This window comes from Demequina aurantiaca (genome assembly GCF_050598105.1).
Taxonomy (GTDB): domain Bacteria; phylum Actinomycetota; class Actinomycetes; order Actinomycetales; family Demequinaceae; genus Demequina; species Demequina aurantiaca_A.
The window spans coordinates 313199-331266 of sequence record NZ_CP192436.1 but is presented as its reverse complement, the minus strand read 5'-3'; the positions used below and the strand labels follow the sequence as shown (position 1 = coordinate 331266).

General features: G+C 64.3%; 20 protein-coding genes. 14 read left to right on the top strand and 6 right to left on the bottom strand.

What is annotated here, in order from left to right:
- Positions 1 to 63 precede the first annotated feature (63 nt).
- From ACQU6B_RS01525 to ACQU6B_RS01470, 12 genes are all read left to right on the top strand, one after another.
- Positions 64 to 465, top strand: coding sequence for a YbaB/EbfC family nucleoid-associated protein (locus ACQU6B_RS01525; RefSeq protein WP_430868284.1), 402 nt, complete (start codon positions 64 to 66; stop codon positions 463 to 465).
- Between the two features lie 18 nt (positions 466 to 483).
- The gene (locus ACQU6B_RS01520) at positions 484 to 816 is read left to right on the top strand and encodes a hypothetical protein (protein WP_430868283.1); all 333 of its coding nucleotides are present in this window, start codon (positions 484 to 486) and stop codon (positions 814 to 816) included.
- 4 nt (positions 817 to 820) lie between these two features.
- Positions 821 to 2356, top strand: coding sequence for an ADP-ribosyltransferase (locus ACQU6B_RS01515; protein WP_430868282.1), 1536 nt, complete (start codon positions 821 to 823; stop codon positions 2354 to 2356).
- Between the two features lie 624 nt (positions 2357 to 2980).
- Positions 2981 to 3196, top strand: coding sequence for a hypothetical protein (locus tag ACQU6B_RS01510; protein ID WP_430868281.1), 216 nt, complete (start codon positions 2981 to 2983; stop codon positions 3194 to 3196).
- Positions 3193 to 4098 carry a hypothetical protein gene (locus tag ACQU6B_RS01505; protein ID WP_430868280.1) on the top strand — a complete coding sequence of 302 codons (906 nt, stop codon included), beginning with the start codon at positions 3193 to 3195 and terminating at the stop codon, positions 4096 to 4098. The genes ACQU6B_RS01510 and ACQU6B_RS01505 overlap by 4 nt, the downstream gene beginning before the upstream one ends.
- A gap of 515 nt (positions 4099 to 4613) precedes the next feature.
- Positions 4614 to 4952 carry a hypothetical protein gene (locus tag ACQU6B_RS01500; protein ID WP_430868279.1) on the top strand — a complete coding sequence of 113 codons (339 nt, stop codon included), beginning with the start codon at positions 4614 to 4616 and terminating at the stop codon, positions 4950 to 4952.
- A gap of 371 nt (positions 4953 to 5323) precedes the next feature.
- On the top strand, positions 5324 to 6373 hold the full coding sequence (locus ACQU6B_RS01495) for a hypothetical protein (protein WP_430868278.1): 1050 nt from the start codon (positions 5324 to 5326) through the stop codon (positions 6371 to 6373).
- Positions 6364 to 6702, top strand: coding sequence for a hypothetical protein (locus tag ACQU6B_RS01490; protein WP_430868277.1), 339 nt, complete (start codon positions 6364 to 6366; stop codon positions 6700 to 6702). Before ACQU6B_RS01495 ends, ACQU6B_RS01490 begins: the two co-directional genes overlap by 10 nt.
- 184 nt (positions 6703 to 6886) lie before the next feature.
- Positions 6887 to 7027: a hypothetical protein gene (locus tag ACQU6B_RS01485; RefSeq protein ID WP_430868276.1), complete on the top strand. Its 141-nt coding sequence runs from the start codon at positions 6887 to 6889 to the stop codon at positions 7025 to 7027.
- Between the two features lie 301 nt (positions 7028 to 7328).
- Positions 7329 to 7718, top strand: a complete 390-nt coding sequence (locus tag ACQU6B_RS01480) for a hypothetical protein (protein ID WP_430868275.1) — start codon at positions 7329 to 7331, stop codon at positions 7716 to 7718.
- A 329-nt stretch (positions 7719 to 8047) separates the two neighbouring features.
- A complete protein-coding gene (locus ACQU6B_RS01475; protein ID WP_430868274.1) occupies positions 8048 to 8266 on the top strand; it encodes a hypothetical protein in 219 nt (72 codons plus the stop codon).
- On the top strand, positions 8259 to 8570 hold the full coding sequence (locus ACQU6B_RS01470) for a hypothetical protein (protein ID WP_430868273.1): 312 nt from the start codon (positions 8259 to 8261) through the stop codon (positions 8568 to 8570). The genes ACQU6B_RS01475 and ACQU6B_RS01470 overlap by 8 nt, the downstream gene beginning before the upstream one ends.
- Positions 8571 to 8666: 96 nt before the next feature.
- Here the strand turns inward: ACQU6B_RS01470 and ACQU6B_RS01465 are convergent, their stop codons facing one another.
- From ACQU6B_RS01465 to ACQU6B_RS01455, 3 genes are read right to left on the bottom strand one after another with little or no spacing between them, the layout of a single operon-like run.
- Positions 8667 to 10118, bottom strand: coding sequence for a M20/M25/M40 family metallo-hydrolase (locus tag ACQU6B_RS01465; protein ID WP_430868272.1), 1452 nt, complete (start codon positions 10116 to 10118; stop codon positions 8667 to 8669).
- Positions 10111 to 11625 (bottom strand): MFS transporter, encoded by a 1515-nt coding sequence (locus tag ACQU6B_RS01460; protein ID WP_430868271.1) that lies wholly within the window; start codon positions 11623 to 11625, stop codon positions 10111 to 10113. The genes ACQU6B_RS01465 and ACQU6B_RS01460 overlap by 8 nt, the downstream gene beginning before the upstream one ends.
- A gap of 45 nt (positions 11626 to 11670) precedes the next feature.
- The gene (locus ACQU6B_RS01455; protein ID WP_430868270.1) at positions 11671 to 14073 is read right to left on the bottom strand and encodes a sodium-translocating pyrophosphatase; all 2403 of its coding nucleotides are present in this window, start codon (positions 14071 to 14073) and stop codon (positions 11671 to 11673) included.
- Between the two features lie 168 nt (positions 14074 to 14241).
- Here ACQU6B_RS01455 and ACQU6B_RS01450 point away from each other — a divergent pair, with 168 nt between their 5' ends.
- The gene (locus tag ACQU6B_RS01450; RefSeq protein ID WP_430868269.1) at positions 14242 to 14838 is read left to right on the top strand and encodes a SigE family RNA polymerase sigma factor; all 597 of its coding nucleotides are present in this window, start codon (positions 14242 to 14244) and stop codon (positions 14836 to 14838) included.
- A gap of 2 nt (positions 14839 to 14840) precedes the next feature.
- Complete coding sequence (locus ACQU6B_RS01445) at positions 14841 to 16766, top strand: hypothetical protein (RefSeq protein ID WP_430868268.1); 1926 nt, start codon at positions 14841 to 14843, stop codon at positions 16764 to 16766.
- Positions 16767 to 17057: 291 nt separating this feature from the next.
- On the opposite strand, the gene ACQU6B_RS01440 is transcribed toward ACQU6B_RS01445, so the two are convergent.
- Genes ACQU6B_RS01440 through ACQU6B_RS01430 form a run of 3 tightly spaced genes read right to left on the bottom strand, consistent with a single transcriptional unit; the run spans position 17058 to position 17946 of the window.
- A complete protein-coding gene (locus tag ACQU6B_RS01440; protein WP_430868267.1) occupies positions 17058 to 17414 on the bottom strand; it encodes an Rv3654c family TadE-like protein in 357 nt (118 codons plus the stop codon).
- Positions 17411 to 17704, bottom strand: coding sequence for a TadE family type IV pilus minor pilin (locus ACQU6B_RS01435; RefSeq protein WP_430868266.1), 294 nt, complete (start codon positions 17702 to 17704; stop codon positions 17411 to 17413). The genes ACQU6B_RS01440 and ACQU6B_RS01435 overlap by 4 nt, the downstream gene beginning before the upstream one ends.
- Before the next feature lie 47 nt (positions 17705 to 17751).
- Positions 17752 to 17946, bottom strand: coding sequence for a DUF4244 domain-containing protein (locus ACQU6B_RS01430; protein WP_430868265.1), 195 nt, complete (start codon positions 17944 to 17946; stop codon positions 17752 to 17754).
- Positions 17947 to 18068 lie beyond the last annotated feature (122 nt).

The following is an 18068-nucleotide window of genomic DNA, read 5'->3' as shown; positions in this document are numbered from 1 at the left end:
AATTTTTGCGTCTAGATGGCAATTGGCGCCGCCATTCTTGTGGAGATTTGCTAATCTCCAATCATGACTGAGAATCCGTGGGCGAATCCCGATTCCGCGATAGCCCAGGTGGAAGCCCAAATTCGTCAATCCCAAGAGCAGGCCACCAAGGCCAGGGAGCTCGAGTCCCAGATGAAGACCCTCGTGGGCCGGGCTTCTTCCCCGCGGCGTGAGGTCACGGCAGCTGTTTCCGCTAGTGGCCTGCTGACTGAACTGAAGATCACGACTGACGCTACGGCGCTCCGTGAGGATGATCTCGCGACCTTGATTAAAAAGATAGTCAATGACGCACACCGCGCAATTGGCGCCCAGGCGGTGCAACTCGCAGCCGATGCGTTTGGCGAGGACTCTGGCGTGACCGCGCGGCTTCGTGAAGAAGCAGCCGCCCGCGATATTCCGCCCGCCGAGCCTGGCATCACGTACTAATCGGACCCGGGGGATATCGTGGCTGACAAGATCTCGATAGACGCTGATGTGATGTCGCACCACATTTCTCGCGTGCGCCACGTGGCCACCGACGTGGGCACGGCGGCATCTGCGGCCCGTTCCATGAATCTTGGAGGTGGCGCATTTGGCGTGATGTGTGCGTTCCTGGTCGCCCCTGCGGTGGCAGTCACGAGCGTTGCTCGCTCAGCGATCGAGTCCGTTGAGGGGGCGTTAGATCGCAGCGCGACGGAGCTGAAAGGCGCCGTGGCTGACTTTGACCGGTACGAGAGCGACGTAGAGCACCATGTGGCCAGCATCAGGGGCTTCCTTGACTCGGGCGGGGTGAGGTAGCGCCGTGACGGCGGTGAACTCCCTGGTGGTGGGCCGGGTCGAGATGTCCACTCCGCTGGCGGGCACGTTCTTGCTTGAGGACTGCGACATGATCTCGTCGGGGATCAAGAACGGTGATTGGGTTGAGGGCGGCATGGGTGCGTTCGCCGCCGTGGCCGATGGCGTGGCGATGGTGGTGGACCCACTGGGCAGCGCCATCGGGATGGGCATCGGTTGGCTGATCGAACACATGGAACCCATCAAGGGATGGTTTAACGACCTCACCGGGGACGCGGGCGAGGTGATGGGCTTCGCCGGCACGTGGGAGAACATTGCCGCGCAGATGCAGTCCGCTTCCGACGAACTCACCAGGGTGTTGGGAGACCTCGACAGCCAGCACGGGCTCATGGTCGAGACCTACCGCAAGTTCCAAACCGAGTGTGCGGCTCACGCTGCAGCGGCGGGGCGACTGTCGTCGGCCATAGGTACGGGCATGCGGATTGCTTCCACCATCGTGCAAGCAGTTCACGACATCACCCGCGATGCGCTCTCCCAAGCGATCGGCACCGCGATCTCCGCGGCAGCCACTGCGGCCATTACTCTGGGCTTCGGAGCGCCCGCCGCGATCGCACAGGTCACCGCCAGGGTCGCGTCCCTGACCGCCAAGGTCGGCAAGTTCGTTACCAAGCTCCTCAAAGCAATCGGCGAGCTCATGCCGCTACTGGACGACGCCGCCCGACTCTTCCGCTCCCTCAAAAGCGCCTTCGACGAGCTTGTCACCAGCGCAACGGGTTACCGCCCAGCTTTTGATGCCCACGGTCGCCCCCATGCCGCGCCGGAAGTGGGTCGCGGGCCCGATGGTGTCGCTACGCCCGCAGGCAAGCCGGACAACACTCCGGACGGCGACTGGGGCACGAACCCCAAAAGTGCGTCTACCCTGAACGACCAGTATCTGCCCGATGGCGAAGGCAAGCCCACGTTCAACAATGCTGATGGTCAGCGCTACGGCGATGATCAATGGCACAACACCGTAGAGAACCTCACTCCCGAGCAGAAGCAGTCAATCATTGACTACACCAAGGAGCTCGACACGGACAAAAGCCCCGGCGAGATCGACTACAAAGATATCAACAACGCTTTGCGGACCGGCGACGTCAGCAATCCGAAGATTAATGATGCGATCGTCAATATTCAGAAGACAATGGAGGCCACACCAACGCCCCACGACCTGACGGTGATGCGCGGTATTGATCTGCAGAAACAGGAGTGGTTTGGAAACAGAACGTTCGACGAGCTTATTGGAGCCAGAATCGAGGGGCAAGGCTTCACATCGACCACACTGGGAGACGAACTTCCGGGTTGGGCAAAACTGCCTGAGGTGGACAGTGTGGTGTACTTGGATGCTCCTCAGGGGACACCAGCGCTCTACGTCGAGTCCTTAACCGCGATCCCCGGTGAAGGCGAATTACTCCTGGGCAAGGGCCTAGACACCGTCATCACGAGCGCCGCCCAGGACAGTTTGGGTAAATGGCATATCCACGCGACATTAGCTCCGCGCTAGGGGGTTTCGGCACCGATGGCAGACCAAACTACAATATATCCAGGCGAATTAGACCACCTACGGTTGATGGCAGAACAATTGAAGAACGCTACCGCCGAAGCCACCCTTCCACAATGGCGGGACAATGCTAGTGCCGAAGTCAGCACGGCATACGACGTTCAAGCGAACGTGCAAACCGTTGAGAATCTAGTGCACATAGGCCTAGTGCGTGACGAGTGGTCTGCTCGGTGTATCGCGCTCTCGCGATCGTTCGCACCGTCGTCGATTGCGGGTTTCGAGTGTCTATTCGCGGAACTCGCACGCCCCACGGCGAAGGTGTTTTCTCCGGATCGTATCAATCGCCTCATCAGTGGTGGTCAAAACACTGAGACCAATAGGTGGGCGTGGCTGGGCTGGGATCCGGCAACTCATAGCAAGAGGATCCGACCCGACGACAGCGACTGGAGTGACAACTGGCTTTCACCTCCCGCCAGGGGCTCCGTTTCACCTCGCGGAAGGTGGCTATTGAGGGCCCGCAACACACTCGCCGGGTCGGCAAAGGGTGCTTGGGCCCTGGTTGACGGACAAGATGACGACGCCGGTCGTGGCACGCTAAGGTCCGAAACCGGTCAGTTGGTGGGCGTGATGAACCGGCGGCAAGATGCCGAATTCTCGATCGTCGCACGTGAGGTGATGTCTGTCGCGGGCGCCGCGCTAGAGTCGCTTGACGCACTCATCCGTGAGAACCCCGACGCGGAGATCTCGCGTGACAAAATCATTAGCACCATCGCCAACTCGATACCGTGGCCTCTTGGCTCGACTACCGAGAACCCTCAAGAGGAAGGCCCCCGCAACCGATGAACGAAAATTTGCCATCGCAGGTCCTTGCTCCGCTGGAGTTCCGCCGCGCAGGAACGTCCGTCAGGTTTGCCGTCTACACCGGTGGTCCCATCACCGCGGTCGATGTCGTGAGTGGCGACTCCCGCATCGGCTGGCTGTGGTTCTCCGATGCGGATGCCGCAGCTGGGTGGATCACCGATCACAACGTCGACATCACCGAACCCTCACCAGCCCCGACCGTAGGAGAGGTAGGCGCGGCGTGGACACGGATGTTCGAGGCGCTCGCCGTCGCCGGCCACGCCCCCTCCACCGTGCAAAGGCTTCCCGAGGAGGCGGCTGGCTCGGTCGGCACTCCGATGTGGGAAAACGCGTATGCCTCGACGCTTAAGGACTTGTGGGCTGTCGCCGGTTTTGTGCGCTCCGATTTGCCATCGGTCGCGAATCTCGCGTTAGAGGCTCTGGGTGGTGGACGGGTGTCAGGGGCAGCTCTCGACGCAGTTTTGCGCGGACAATTTCCTGTGTCCGATGCAATGCTCGAGCAGATTCACGCGATGGACCAAGCCTTAGAGCACAAGCCTGTTCCTGAAAGACTCGTGGTTTCTCGAGGCACTTCGCTTGGCGCCTGGTTGGGGGAGCCGGAAGCCTTGGTAGGCGAGCGGCTCGTTGAGAACGCCTACCTCGCAACCCGCATCGGTCCTATCGAACCGGAAGGCATCGACGCCGTTGTCCATTTCGCTGTACCTGCTGGCGTGCCCGCGCTGTATACGGCACCGCCTGACCAACCCGAGCGCGGCATGCTCATCCTGCGGCGCCTGCTCGAATGGAACGTCGTAGGCATCCACCGCGCCGAATCGGGCACATGGGTCATCTCCGCCGACATCGTCTGGCCGCCTACTCCCGCCCCCACAACCCATGGTGAGTGATCGAAAAACCTCGAAATTGGTCGTTGCCGTCCTTGCGGTCTGTATTACATTTTTGGCGACGTGGTCGACATGGGCGAATAACATGGCATCACCGAGCCGCCAGCTATCCCCCCGGGCTCCGCTCATTTCAAACCCGAAGATTTCGAAACAGGGCCAGGCGAGGCTACGTTCTGGTCGGGTCGTTCAGTTCTGCCGAATCGCGAGGAGTTGGGCTCCGGCGGTGTCGCTAGCGAGTTCGCGGCTGGTTCTCATCGGACGACTTTGGAAAACACTCTCCTCGAGAGAGGGATCACGACGCCCCCGTTCGACATTAATGACTCCGGCGCACTGAAAGCCTGGGAAGCGGCGTCTCATAATTTCGCTGCTGGGGCGCAAGGGAATGTCACAGTTGTTATCGGCGACGTGGTGCGCACCAAGAGCATTTGGGAGGTCACCGAGTTCCCTCTACTACAGTCGAACCCAAACGTGACATCAATATCGTCGGTGAACGCAATGACAGGAGCAGTGACAAGACTATGGCCGTAGATCTATCAGCCTTCAAGTTCGCATTCTCTGTCTACAGCCTGCCCGATCGAGACCGTGCCATTCTTGCTGTTGTGGTTGACGGTGACGATGAGCAACTCGCTGAGATTGCCGGCCCACGCGCCAATGAGTTCGTAGCCGAAGCCAACAAGGTGTCCAAATTCATCAGCACACTCGCTATTGCCGAGCCTGAAGTGGGTTTCTCGAGTGTCCTTGAGAGACTCCGATTCCTAGTGGGTGCCGCGATAGTCGAGGTTGATCACGCATTTCCGGGCTTGGACCCAGACGTCTTGTGGCGCGCGGGGAACCGATACGCATTCCTTAATCGATAGTTCTACGGGTGCAGCCGTCCCGGTCCGTGGATTCGGGGTTGCCCGTCTACTTCTCAGGTCACACTGTGGAGACCCCCACCTCCTAGGAGGTGTCGCACGTTGAACGTGACGTGGAAGACCACGTAACCGGCATCGGCCGCCGTCTCGATGCCGGCAAGTCAAGGTAGCGCTGCGACGGCAGTGAACTCCCTTCAGGACACGTTCTTGCCTGAGGACTGCTAAATGATTTCCTCGGGCATCAAGAACGGTGACTAGGTTGAGGGCGGCATGGGGGCTTCGCCGGCACGCGGGAGAATATTGCCGCGCAGATGCAGTCCGCGTCCGACGAACTCACCAGGGTGCTGGGAGACCTCGACAGCCAGCACGGGCTCATGGTCGAGACCTACCGCAAGTTCCAAACCGAGTGTGCGGCTCACGCTGCAGCGGCGGGGCGACTGTCGTCGGCCATCGGTACGGGCATGCGGATTGCTTCCACCATCGTGCAAGCAGTCCACGACATCACCCGCGACGCGCTGTCCCAAGCGATCGGCACCGCGATCTCCGCGGCAGCCACTGCGGCCATTACTCTGGGCTTCGGAGCGCCCGCCGCGATCGCACAGGTCACCGCCAGAGTCGCGTCCCTGACCGCCAAGGTCGGCAAGTTCGTCACGAAACTTCTCAAAGCAATCGGCGAGCTCATGCCGCTACTGGACGACGCCGCCCGACTCTTCCGCTCCCTCAAAAGCGCCTTCGACGACGTACTCACCGGGGCGTCGGACGCCGTCTGCTCAACAACCCGCAAGGTTGACGATGTCGCTCCGGGGATCAAGCCCGAGGTACACAGCACGGTGCCGACCTCCTACACCGTCGAATCAGCGACTCCACCACATATCGCAGTCGATGGCACTGAAAGTCTTGCGCTCGGGTTCGCCGTGGACTCTAGTTCAAGCGTGCCAACGCCACTTCACCACGGCGACGTGGTCGACATGAGCAACTACCACAGCACCGCGGACACACCCAAGACACACGATGGCCCCGCAAACTTCAAGGCCGAAGACTTCGAGACTAGACAAGGCGAGGCTACGTTTTGGTCCGGACGTTCTGAGGTCTCGAGCGGTGAGATTCTTGGTTCTGGCGGCATTGCAAGTGAGTTTGCAAGTGGCTCCCACCGGACAACGCTCGAGAACACGCTCAACGAGCGTGGGATCACTATTCCAGACTACGACGCGGACGTCGCTGATACGGTAAAGGCTTGGGACGATGCGTCAGCACACTATGCTGCGGGGGCGCGGGGGGACGTGACTGTCGTATTAGGTAATTCGGTACGACCTAACAGCATTTGGGAGTCCATTGAATTTCCAAGGTTACAATCAAATCCTCTCATTACATCAATCTCTGCTGTTGACGCGATTACGGGGACGGTAAAGCAACTATGGCCTTAGACCTTTCAAACTACAACTTTCCGTTCTCAGTAGAAGACCTACCCGGCGTCGACCGCGCAATACTCGCCATGGTCGTCAACGGCAATGATGCGCAACTAGCTGCGATCGCGGGCACAGACGCAGCAAAATACGCCGATGAGGTGAACACTTTCGCACATGTCTTTCAACGGCTCGATATTGCAGAGCCTGCGGTGCCGTTCGCTGATTCTCTAGAACGCGCTAGATTTCTGGCACACAATGCGACAGACGAACTGAGTATCGCATTTCCCGGACTGAACGCTGAAGTTCTCCGGCGTGCAGGAAACCGGTACGCATTCCTCAACAGATAGTTCTGAAGCTACAGCCGTCCCGGTCACTGCATTCATAGCCTCCCCGGCGACGCCCCGGATCACGCTGGGCCGACCCCACCCATTCAAGTAGGTGTCTCGCACGTTGAACGCGACGTGGAAGACCACGTAACCGGCATCGGCCGCCGTCTCGATGCCGGCAAGTCAAGGTAGCGCTGCGACGGCAGTGAACTCCCTTCAGGACACGTTCTTGCCTGAGGACTGCGACATGATCTCCTCCGGCATCAAGAACGGTGACTGGGTTGAGGGCGGCATGGGGCCTTCGCCGCTGTCACCGATGGTTTCGCAATGGTGGTGGGCCCGCTAGGCAGCGCGATCGGGGTCTATTCTCTTTGGTATGACTGCCGACGGGTCGACTGAATTCTTGGGCATGTTCTCGTGACGCCGTTGGCAGCTAAGGGATGCGAGCTATGTCTCTACGAATGGGGGCACTGGTCTTCCACGCGAGACTATGTCCAACTCGTGTTTGAAAATGCCGAGACTGGCGACAAGGTGTTCCGTTGCGCGGCTTGCAATTCGTGGTGGTCCTATCACGTTCTGTCAGACCGCCCTCATTGGCGCAGCAACGAGCAAGCTTCTCAGGAACTGCGAGAAATTGGAGGTTCCGCATGAAGGCTTCAGAGATGAATCAGATTCTTGACCACCTGATAGCAAACCCGCGAGACGATCAGGCGGGGCGCTACGCACTGGTCACCGCCTTTCTTGGTGCGATGCTGATTCTTCCCAGCGGTGGCGACATGGTCACCGGTGACGGCAGTTTTCAACCGGTGCTCTCAGAGGAAAACGGTGAACGCCTCATCGTCGCCTACGGGTCGAAAGAGGCAGCCATGCAGACTCAAGACATCGCACCGTATGGGGTCACTGCTACAGGCGCAGATCTGGTGCGACGTATCGGACCTGAATTTGGCTTAATGGTAATAACTGACAGTGGAAAGCTGGCGCTTGACTCACAGTTCATGGGGCGCATTCGAGCGGACATCGATGCCGGCCGCGCCTAACTGCGCGGGAAGGAACTTTGTAGCATGGCTGAGGCAAGCGAGCTCAAGGAGCCTTGTCGGAACTGTGTTGACACTTTCTTTGTAGGCGGCGACGAGGAGCGAGTCCTTGATTACTATCCCGGCAAGCCTTATCAACAGCTGGACGTGTACCAATGTCGTATCTGCGCAGCATGGTGGGACGGTAGCCCACTCGGTAGGCCACGAGTCATTAGCTACGAGCGTGCTCAACATCTCATAGGAGGCGGAGCAGCGTGAAAGTAGACGACAACTCCGAACCTGAGGCGGCGACAGCGAATCCACCCCAACACGAGGCTAGACGCATGTGAGTAATGCGAACAGTGCTTACTTCGCTTCTGGCGTTAGCGGTACCAAACCGCGTGAAGCCGCAGAAATTTCACGAGCCGTCTCCGGTCATGCGTCCCGGCCCGGAAGACGAATGTGTCGCCGCCTCCACATCGGCGGAGGCCGCGGCAGCGACCCAGGCCTATGCGCCGTTCGTCATGGTCACGTCGGGCGCCAACTCGCTGCAAGGCATGAGCCATGAATGACGAACTAGAATTGTCACGGAGCTACGACAACATTGTGACTACCGTTGCAGACTTATCCGGCTACGAATTCCCATTCATCGTGAGCGAATTGCCTGACTGCGATCGAGCGGTACTCGCGGCTGTCGTCAATGGTAGTGACGGTCAGCGTGCTGCGATAGCCGGCCCGCGGGCTGCAGAACACGTCGCCGAAGCCAAGTCGGTCATCGGATTTGTCAACGAGCTCTACGTAGTTGAGCCCCCGCACCCTTCCAAAGCCCGCTCGAACGGGCTCAGTTCCTTGCTCAAGCAGCCAGATCAAAAGTAGAACGGGAGTTTCCCTGGCTCCAATCCGAAGTCGCCTGGTGCGCAGGCAATCGCTACGCCTTTCTTAACCGCTAGCGGCACGTAGAAAGGTCGGTTTCTAGGATGCGGCAGGTCCTAGAGCCGCACCGGTCAGTAGCTCGCGATAGAACTCAACTCCCGTACCCAGCGCGGAGACCTCCACGTTCTCGTTGGGGCCGTGAACCGCCTCGCGCTGAGCCTTGTCCATTCGCAGCGGCGAGAACCGATACACCGCGGGGCTGATGCGTGCCAGGTGGCGACCGTCGCTCGCCGCCATCATCACGTAGGGCACCGTCACCGCGTCCGGGTAGGACGCCGCGACTGCCGCGGCGATCGCGGCGAACCGTTCGTCGTCCCCTGTCGGAGACACCCGCGACGGCTCGTCCGCCTCCACCACCGTCATGGTCACCCGCTTGTCTCCGATGGTCTTGCGCAGGTGGGCAATCGCCTCCTCAGTAGTCGTACCCACGGCGATGCGCATGTTGATGGTGGCCGAGGCGCTCGTGGCCAGCACGTTGCGCGCGGCGCTGCCGCTGAGCTGAGTGATGGCGGCCGTGGTGCGCACCATCGCGGACATCTCCGCCCCGAGCCGGGGCAGCATGCGCGCAAGCGCGCCCCGCATGGACTCCGCGCGGCTCAGGATGGTCTTGAGCGGACCGCGCAGGTGCGGCGCGACCCCCTCGAACATCTCCACGCTGATGTCGTGCAGGTGCGCCGGGAACGGGTGCTTCTCGATGGCGACTAGCGCCTGGGCGAGGATGCCGGGAGCCGAGCGACGCGGGGGCGTTGACGCGTGCCCACCACCGCCCTGAACGGTCAGCACCACCGTCACCAGGCCCTTCTCTGCGGCGCCGATGACGGCCATCTCCTTGGCCAGGCCGGGGAAGGCGCCGGTGGCCACCGCGCCGCCCTCGTCGAGCACCAGCCACGGCTCGACGCCGCGGGACTCGAGCAGGGCGGTCGCCGCAATCGCACTGTCGCCGTGGGACTCCTCGTCCGCGCCGAACAGCAGGTACAGGTCGCGAGCGGGGGTCCACCCCTCGGCGAGCAGCGACTCGACCGCGTCCAGCAGGCACACCAACGCGCCCTTGTCGTCGAGCGTGCCGCGCCCGTGGACTCGGCCTTTGGAGATGACCCCGTCAAAGGGCGGGTGCTCCCATCCTTCCGCGGCCCAGTCCTGGGGCACCGGCACCACGTCCTGGTGCGCCATCATCACCACGGGACGCTCGGCGCTGGCTCCAGCCAGCCTCAGCAGGATTCCCGCCCGGCCCACGGTGTCGCGTTCCGCAGTGGCGAACGTGCGCGGGTAGAGCTCCTCCAGCGCCTTGCTCAACTGACCGAATACCTCCCGCTCAGCCTCCGTCAGGTCGCCGCGACCCTCGGGCGAGACCGTTGCGATTCGCACCAGCCGGCTCAGGTGGTCCGCCGCGAGCGCCGCTACGGCGTTGTCGGTGAAGTCGTCGATCGCCGTGGCCACCTCCGTAGCGGAGGCCTCCGTCTCCAAGTCGGGCTCGCGCCGCTTCCTAAGCATCTGTGTTTCCCTTCACTGGTGCGGGTCGGGAGGACGGATCCCCCGCATCGGCTTCCGGCAGTCCCGAGAGGTCCGCCATGGGCGGCGTGGTGAACGCGACCTTGGGGACCGCGAACAGGACGATCGTCGCAACCACTGCGGTGCCGCCGCAGATCGCCCACACCGCGATGTAGCCGGACAGTGCGGCGGCCGTAGATTCTCCACCGGTGCTGGTGACGACCACACCGCTCGCGAGCGCGAGGGCGAAGGCCGACGACGCGAACGCGCCGCCGATCACCTTGGTGGTGTTGGTCAGGCCGGTGGCGACACCGGTCTGATGCTCGGGGGCGGCGGCTGCGGCCGCGGCTGGCAGGGCGGCCACCAGCGCTCCCGAGCCGAGCCCGGCGATGATCATGCCGATGAGGACCTGTTGGAAGTTCGCGTGGAACGGGATGAGAGCGAAGTACCCGATCGCTACCAGGGACGATGCGCCGATCAGCACCTTGCGGGGAGTGAGCGACCGCGATATACGGGCGAACAACCCGGCGCCCACCAGCAACGCCATGACGTAGCCGCCGATCAGGTAGGAGGCGGTGGCGGAGGTGGCGCCCAGGCCGTAACCCACCTCGTCGGGGTCCGTGCGGGCGAACGTGGACAGCGGCCCCTGCGCGCCGAGCACGCTGACCCCGAACAGCGCGGAGGTCAGGAACACGGGCCACAGCTCGGGCCGCTTGAACATGGAGATGTCGATCAGCGGGTCGCCGGAGCGCTGCTCGAAACGCACGAAGACCCACAGCAGGACGATGCCCACCAGAACCATGCCGAAGACCCACGGGGTGATGCCGCTGAGGCGGACCAGCGACAGTCCACCCATGATGGCCAGGAGCGCGAGGGTGAGCAGCACCGTGCCGCGCGAGTCGACCGTTCCCCCAGAACGCACGCCCGGGTCGGGGACCTTGAACACGACCACGACCAGGGCGACCGCGACCAGCGCGGCCGGGACGCTCAGCGTGAGCCACAGCTTGTCCGCGAAGATGGAGCCAAGCTGACCGCCCGCGAGCGCGCCGAAGATCGCGCCCGCCTGGAGCGCGACCACGATCAGTCCGGCGCCCTTGCGGGTCAGCGCCGCGCTGTTGGGGCGCCCACGCGAGCGCAGGAAGATGATCGAGATGTTCATGGGCAGCCACACCACGTAGAAGCCCTGCAGCGCCCACGCCGCGATGAAGATCGGGAAGCTGGGCGCGAACGCCACGCCGATGCTCGCGATCAGCGTCACGATCAGCGAGAAGATCAGGATCTTGCGGTGGCCAAACATGTCACCCAGGCGCGCCATGAACGGCACCACGATCGCGCTCAGCAGCAGCTGCGCGGCCTCGAGCCAGTTGATGTCCGCGTCGTTGATTCCCAGGTGGCGAGCCACATCCGTGAACAGGGGCGTGTAGTACCCCTGCAGTACCCCGGACGTGAACTCGACAACGACCAGGGCGCCGACGACGCCGCCCACCAGTGACGCGCGCGAGGTTCTCATTTACGCATGATGCCAGAGGTGTGTTTCCGGAACTTAAACGCGCCGTTAGACACGGTCGCGCTGTGCCGCGGACGCCCCCTCAGTCGTCCCCGCATCGGCCTGCTGGTCGAAGGGCTCGTCCTCATCGCCGGCAGCTGAGCCGCCGGGGGAAGGGTTGTGCCCCTCGGAGCGGGCCGCGGCATCGGCCTCACCCTCGGCCCCCGCGGCGTGCGAGCGACGCGACGCCCGGGCGACGGCGGTGATGGCGATGGCCGCCGCGACGGCGGCAACCACCCCGCGCAGCCACGGGTTGGCCTCCGCGCCGTACGACGTTACGACCACCGCGGGGGCGATCAGCAACGCGACCAGGTTCATGACCTTGATCAGCGGGTTGATCGCGGGGCCGGCGGTGTCCTTGAACGGGTCGCCGATGGTGTCGCCGATCACCGTCGCCTCGTGCGCCGGGGAGTTCTTGCCGCCGTGATGGCCGTCCTCGACGATCTTCTTCGCGTTGTCCCACGCGCCTCCGGAGTTGGACAGGAAGACCGCCATGAGCACTCCCGTGCCGATGGCCCCGGCGAGGAAGCCCGCGAGCGCGCCGATGCCGAGCGAGAAGCCCACGAATACCGGGGCCGTCGCGGCGAGCAGGCCAGGGGTGGCGAGTTCGCGCAGCGAGTCGCGCGTGCAGATGTCCACCACGCGGCCGTACTCGGGACGCTGCGTGCCGTCCATGATGCCGGGCATCTCGCGGAACTGGCGGCGCACCTCGAACACGATCGCGCTCGCCGCGCGGGTGACGGCGTCGATCGCGAGCCCCGAGAACAGGAACACGGTCGCGCCGCCGATGATCACTCCCACCAGCGTGAGCGGGTGGATGATGTCGTAGCTGAAGTCCGCCGCAGCGGCGCCTGCCTCGACGAGCGCCGTCGCCACGGTCTCCGAGTAGGAACCGAACAGCGCGGTCGCGGCCAGCACCGCCGTCGCGATGGCGATGCCCTTGGTGATGGCCTTGGTGGTGTTGCCCACCGCGTCGAGGTCGGTCAGGATCTGCGCCGCCTCCTCGTCAACCTCGCCGGACATCTCCGCGATGCCCTGGGCGTTGTCGCTCACGGGGCCAAAGGTGTCCATGGCCACGATGACGCCCACCGTGGTGAGCAGCCCACAGCCCGCGAGGGCCACGAGGAACAGCGCCAGCGGCACCGATGCGCCGGCCACGAAGAACAGGATGACAACCGATCCGGCGATCACCGTCGCGGTGTAGACGGCGGACTCCAGGCCGAGCCCGATGCCCGACAGCACCACGGTGGCGGCGCCCGTGAGCGACGTCTCCGCGACGCGCTTGGTGGGCTTCTGTGCGACGTCGGTGAAGTAGCCGGTCAGCCACAGGATGAGTCCCGCGAGGCCGATGCCCACGAAGACCGCGACCGTGGCCATGATCCGCGGGTCGCCGGGCAAGTCGCCCAGCGACGATCCGGTGAACTCGGAGAACGACGCTGGCAGGTAGGTGAAGGCGGCGATCGCGGCGAGCACGGCGCCCACCACGGCGGAGATGTAGAAGCCCCGGTAGATGGCCTTGAGGCCGCTCTCCTCGTTACGGATCTTTGTGACGAAGACGCCCAGCGCCGCCGTGAAGGCGCCGATTGCCGTCACGATCAGCGGGAACACCAGGCCCTGCTCGCCGAAGGCGGCCTTGCCCAGGATGAGGGCGGCGACGAGCATGACGGCGTAGCTCTCGAAGAGGTCGGCGGCCATGCCCGCGCAGTCGCCCACGTTGTCGCCCACGTTGTCCGCGATGGTGGCCGCATTGCGGGGGTCGTCCTCGGGGATGTGTTGCTCAACCTTGCCCACCAGGTCGGCCCCGACATCGGCCGCCTTGGTGAAGATTCCGCCTCCGACTCGCATGAACATCGCGAGCAGGGCCGCGCCAAATCCGAAGCCCTCGAGCACCGCCGCGGCGTCGCCGCGATAGATCAGCACGACGCTCGCCGCGCCCACCAGTCCTAGGCCCACCACGGACATGCCGACCGCGCCGCCGGTGCGGAACGCGATGCGCGCACCCTCCTTGCGCCCGTTGGGGAAGGTCGCGGCGGAGGCGACGCGCACGTTCGCGCGCACCGCGAGCCACATGCCCATGTACCCGATGGCCGCGGAGAATCCCGCCCCCAGCAGGAAGAACATCGAGCGGCCGATGCGCACGCCGCCGTCCCCGGGTAGGAGGAAGAGCAGGGCGAAGACGATCGCGGCGAAGAGAACCAGCGTGCGCATTTGCCGCCGGAGATATGCGGATGCCCCCTCCTGGATCGCGTCGGCGATCTCGTTCATCTTGGGGGTGCCACCCTTGGCTGCCAGCACTTGGCGGCGCAAAACGTAAGAGAATGCGAGAGAAACTAGCCCGATAAGCGCGATCACCGCGACGATGGTGACCGACGACGACCCCACCTCCACGGTCGCTCCAACAGATGTAGACATCCGTCCTCCTTGACGAGTTGCCTGTGTGAGACGCCCTTGTCTCACCCATGATGGGTATGCCGGGAGTCTAACGACTTAACGACCCCGCGCGCCGGGTGACCCAACGTTTTACGCCTGGCACGCGTCGTATCTGCATGACAAACAACGCAAGGACCGGAGGGAGGGACCATGGCTGATTGGCGAGACACCATGAACGAGCTGGTGCGCAACCGCGAGCGCGCGCTGCTCGGCTACGCGTACCTGGTCTGCGGTAATCCCGTTCAGGCCCAGGACCTGGTCCAGGACGCCCTGGTGCGCACGTTTTCCAAGCCGCGCCCTGGGCTCACAGCCGTCAAGGCGGAGGGCTACGTTCGCCGTGCCATTACCTCCGTCTACGTCGACAACTATCGCCGCAGCCAGCGTTGGCAGCGGGTGCAGCACCTGTTCAGCCCGGCGCCCACGGCCCCCGATGCGTTGGGTCAGGTCGAGGCCGGGTCCGACGTCGCCGACGCCCTCGCCACCCTGCCCCCCAGGGTGAGGGCCTGCGTGGTGCTGCGCTACTTCGACGATCTCACGGTCCCCGCCATAGCCGCCACGCTGGGCATCGCGAGCGGGACGGTCAAGCGGTACCTGTCCGATGGGCTGGGCCAGCTGGAGCTGGCGCTCGGCTCGTTCGATGACGTGGGCGATGCTCCGTCTCCAGCCCCCTCGCGCACCACTTCGCGTGCCGACGGCCGCACCCCCGGCGCCGATGCCTCGGCCCCCCACCCTTTCGAAGGAAACTGATCATGGTCAAGCTATCCGATGCCCTGCGCGGCGCCGCCGACCGCGCGCCGCTGGACGGGGTCACGGTCTCCACCGACTCGGCCGCGCGACGAGTCTCGATGCACCGCGGCCTGCGCGGCGCCGCTACTGGGGTTGTGGGCGCCACCGCCATCGGCGTGCTCGCGCTCGGCGTGATTGGGCCCAACGGGCTCGCGTCGTCGGACTCGAGCGATACCGACGACGGGTCGTTGTCCGCCGCAGCCGAGGCCGCACCGGGCCTTCCCGACAGCGCCGCCGGCGCCGATGATTTGGCCGCGGGCTCACAGCTCGCGTGGGGAATCTGCGGCGCACCGCTCGGCACCCCTCCCGAGCAGGACAGCTCCGCTCTGAAACTGACGGCCTCCGCGCCGGGCGAGGCCGATCCGGGCTCGTCGCTGCCGCTGACGGTGGATGCCACGGTGAGTGAGGATGCCCCGACCCCCGACCTCGCTGGCGAGGGGCCGTTGGAGATGGTCACGACTGGACCCGGCGCGCTGGTGCTGTGGGACGGGATAGTCGTCGCGTCGGTGCCGCAGGAATCTGTGTTCGAGTTTGGGCCCGCGGACGAGCAGATCCTGAATCCCCGTGCGGACCTCACGTCGGTCGCGCTGGTCGCCGGCGAGACCCACACCTTCGCGATCGACGTCCCCCTAGTCAACTGCTGGGACGGGGCACCACTTCCGGCGGGCGAGTACGAACTGGTCGCCTCGCAGGAGTTCTTTGGCTCCTCCCAGCCGTCGGAGTTCGATGTCGCACAGCCGGACTCGGAGCAGTCCTCCGCGCCGGCAGAGCTCTCCGACCCGACGGAGACGGTTCCGGTCGACCCCGAGGGCGCAGCCCCGCTCGATGATGCCCCTGCGGCGACCGTCGCTCCCGAGGGAGAACTCAGCATCGTCGCCGGGTTCCGTCTGACTGCCGACCCCATCGGTTTCGCGGTGTCGGGCGAACCCGTCGACAACCCGTTCGGCGACTACCTGGCCCAGCCGGAACCGCCCATCACGGAGCCGGTCGACCCCCCGACGGATCTGCCGCCTACGGAGCCGCTTCCCGACGGATCGCTGACCCCCAACGCCGCGCGCCAGATGTTTCAGGAGGGTCTTACGGACGACCAGTGGGACATGGCGGCGGGAACCCAGCGGTGGGTGGTCAGCAACGACAGCACGGTGCCCTACGACGACCAGACGTGGGCCAACAGCTACTTCGGCTGCCCAGTCCAGGGGCAGGGAGATGGGCGCTTCCCGGCGCGATCGGCGACGATGGACCTGCTCGCCGTCAGCGGTGACGTGCCCTCACGGATAGGAGTGAGCTACGGGTGGGTCGTGGACGGCAATCCGGAGTTCGCGCTGACGGCCCGCAACGTCTCCGGCTCCACCCTTGCTAACTTTGCCCCCACCCTGAACAGCCAGCTCTACCTGGTGAAGAATGGCGTCGTAGTGGCAGAGGCGTGGGGGGTCAGCCCCTCCCAAGACGACGGCATCAGCATCTACAACGACTTGCCGATGGCCGCCGATGCAGCTGACTCCAGCCCCGCACAGGCGCGCGATCTAGGCACCGTCGTAAGTCCCGGCGAATACCGCACCCCGGCTCTCGCCCCCGGCGCGAGCGTGAGCTCGACCTTCCTTTGGCGAGACGTCAACGGTTGCTGGGACGGCAACCGCCAAGCGCCGGTGGCTCCCGGCACCTACACGGTGGTCTCGATGCAGTACCTGTCGGTAGGCAACCCGGAGATCTATTTCGAGGCGGAGCCCGACGTGTTCGACTCGAGCGGTGACGGCCTGGATCTCGGGCTCGACGGCGACTCGCCGTTCGATGAGCCGGACGTTGGCGCGGCGATCGCCCCGGCACCTATGCCACATGACTCGGTTGACTTCCAGGTATGGACGTCACTAGGCAGCGTTTCGGTGGGGTGAGCGTTCACCTAGGAGGGCGAACTCCAAAAGCGACCGAAACAGCCCCGTTGGGCTTGTGTGATTCATCACAGCGAAGCCCGATTTGGCCACCACTTCACCCATTCCTAGGTTACGTTTTAGTCACGGGCCGCGAGGTTCGTAGCAGAGGGACGCGAGTCACTTTGCACTTCTTGACCGGGGAGCGCACCCCTCAGCCGCGCTTCGGACAAGTCGTACACGCCCGGTGGCGACTCGGATCCCTCAGCCCGAGTCACCACCGGGTTCTCGCGTTTCTGGGGCCATCCGCTTCGCCTAGCCCGGCCCCGCCCGCGCCGATGCACGCGCCTGACCCCAGGCCGTCGCGATGCGCACCTCGACCTGAACCGATGTATCGATGCTCACCAGGCAGCTCTCAACTCGCGCCCCGTTGGCTTGCGCGACGGCCCCAGCGGAATCGCAGGCCGACCCCGTCGCGCGACTAGCCAACACGGCAGTGGCGCGCGACTCGTGAGCACCGGTAAGCGCCGCGAGATCGGCTACGCCCTGGGCCCGCACCTGCACCACCGCGACGCCGCCCAGCGCCGCAGCCATCATTGCGACCATACCCACCACGGCTAGCAAGCCGATGGCGAGCAGCGACCCGGCACCTCGGTCGTCGCGCCAACTCATGGCTGCAACGGAACGCGGGCCATGGCCTCGACATCGGGCACTGGCCCCGCGCCGGGCACCGTCACCCGCGCGACAATCCAGTCTCCCTCTCTGGTGACCTCTACCGAGCCGGTAGACATGCGCTGGGCGGCGGACGTGGCAGCCGCGTCCCCGTCGGTGAGCGCGACTCGGGCGGCAGTCGACGCGGCCTGGGTGGCTGCGATATCCATTCGCACCCAGGCCGCGCCCGCCAGCACAAAACCCAGCACCAGAACGACGGAGGGCAGCGCCAGCGCGAGCTCCACACTCACGCTGCCGCGCTCCGACGCACCAGGGCACGCCCTCCTCGAGACCATGGTCAGCCGCCAAGCGCGCCCTGAATGATGCCCATCAACAACTCACGCACCTCCGACGACTTCAGCAACACGATCAGCAACCCGGCAAACCCCGCCGCGGCAACCGTCACCAGCGCGTACTCGGCGGTCGCCATTCCTTGATCGTCGAGTTCGCGATGGTGGAGCTCGCGCGCTTCAGACTCAGCCTTGATATCCATGATTTGCTCCTTCGGTTAGTGGAATTCAAGCGTCGCGCGGCAGTTGCGAGAGCGGCGGCTGAGGGGCAGACCACGCGGACTCATCGCGCAACGGCTCGACCTGTGCACATCAGCCGCGGCGA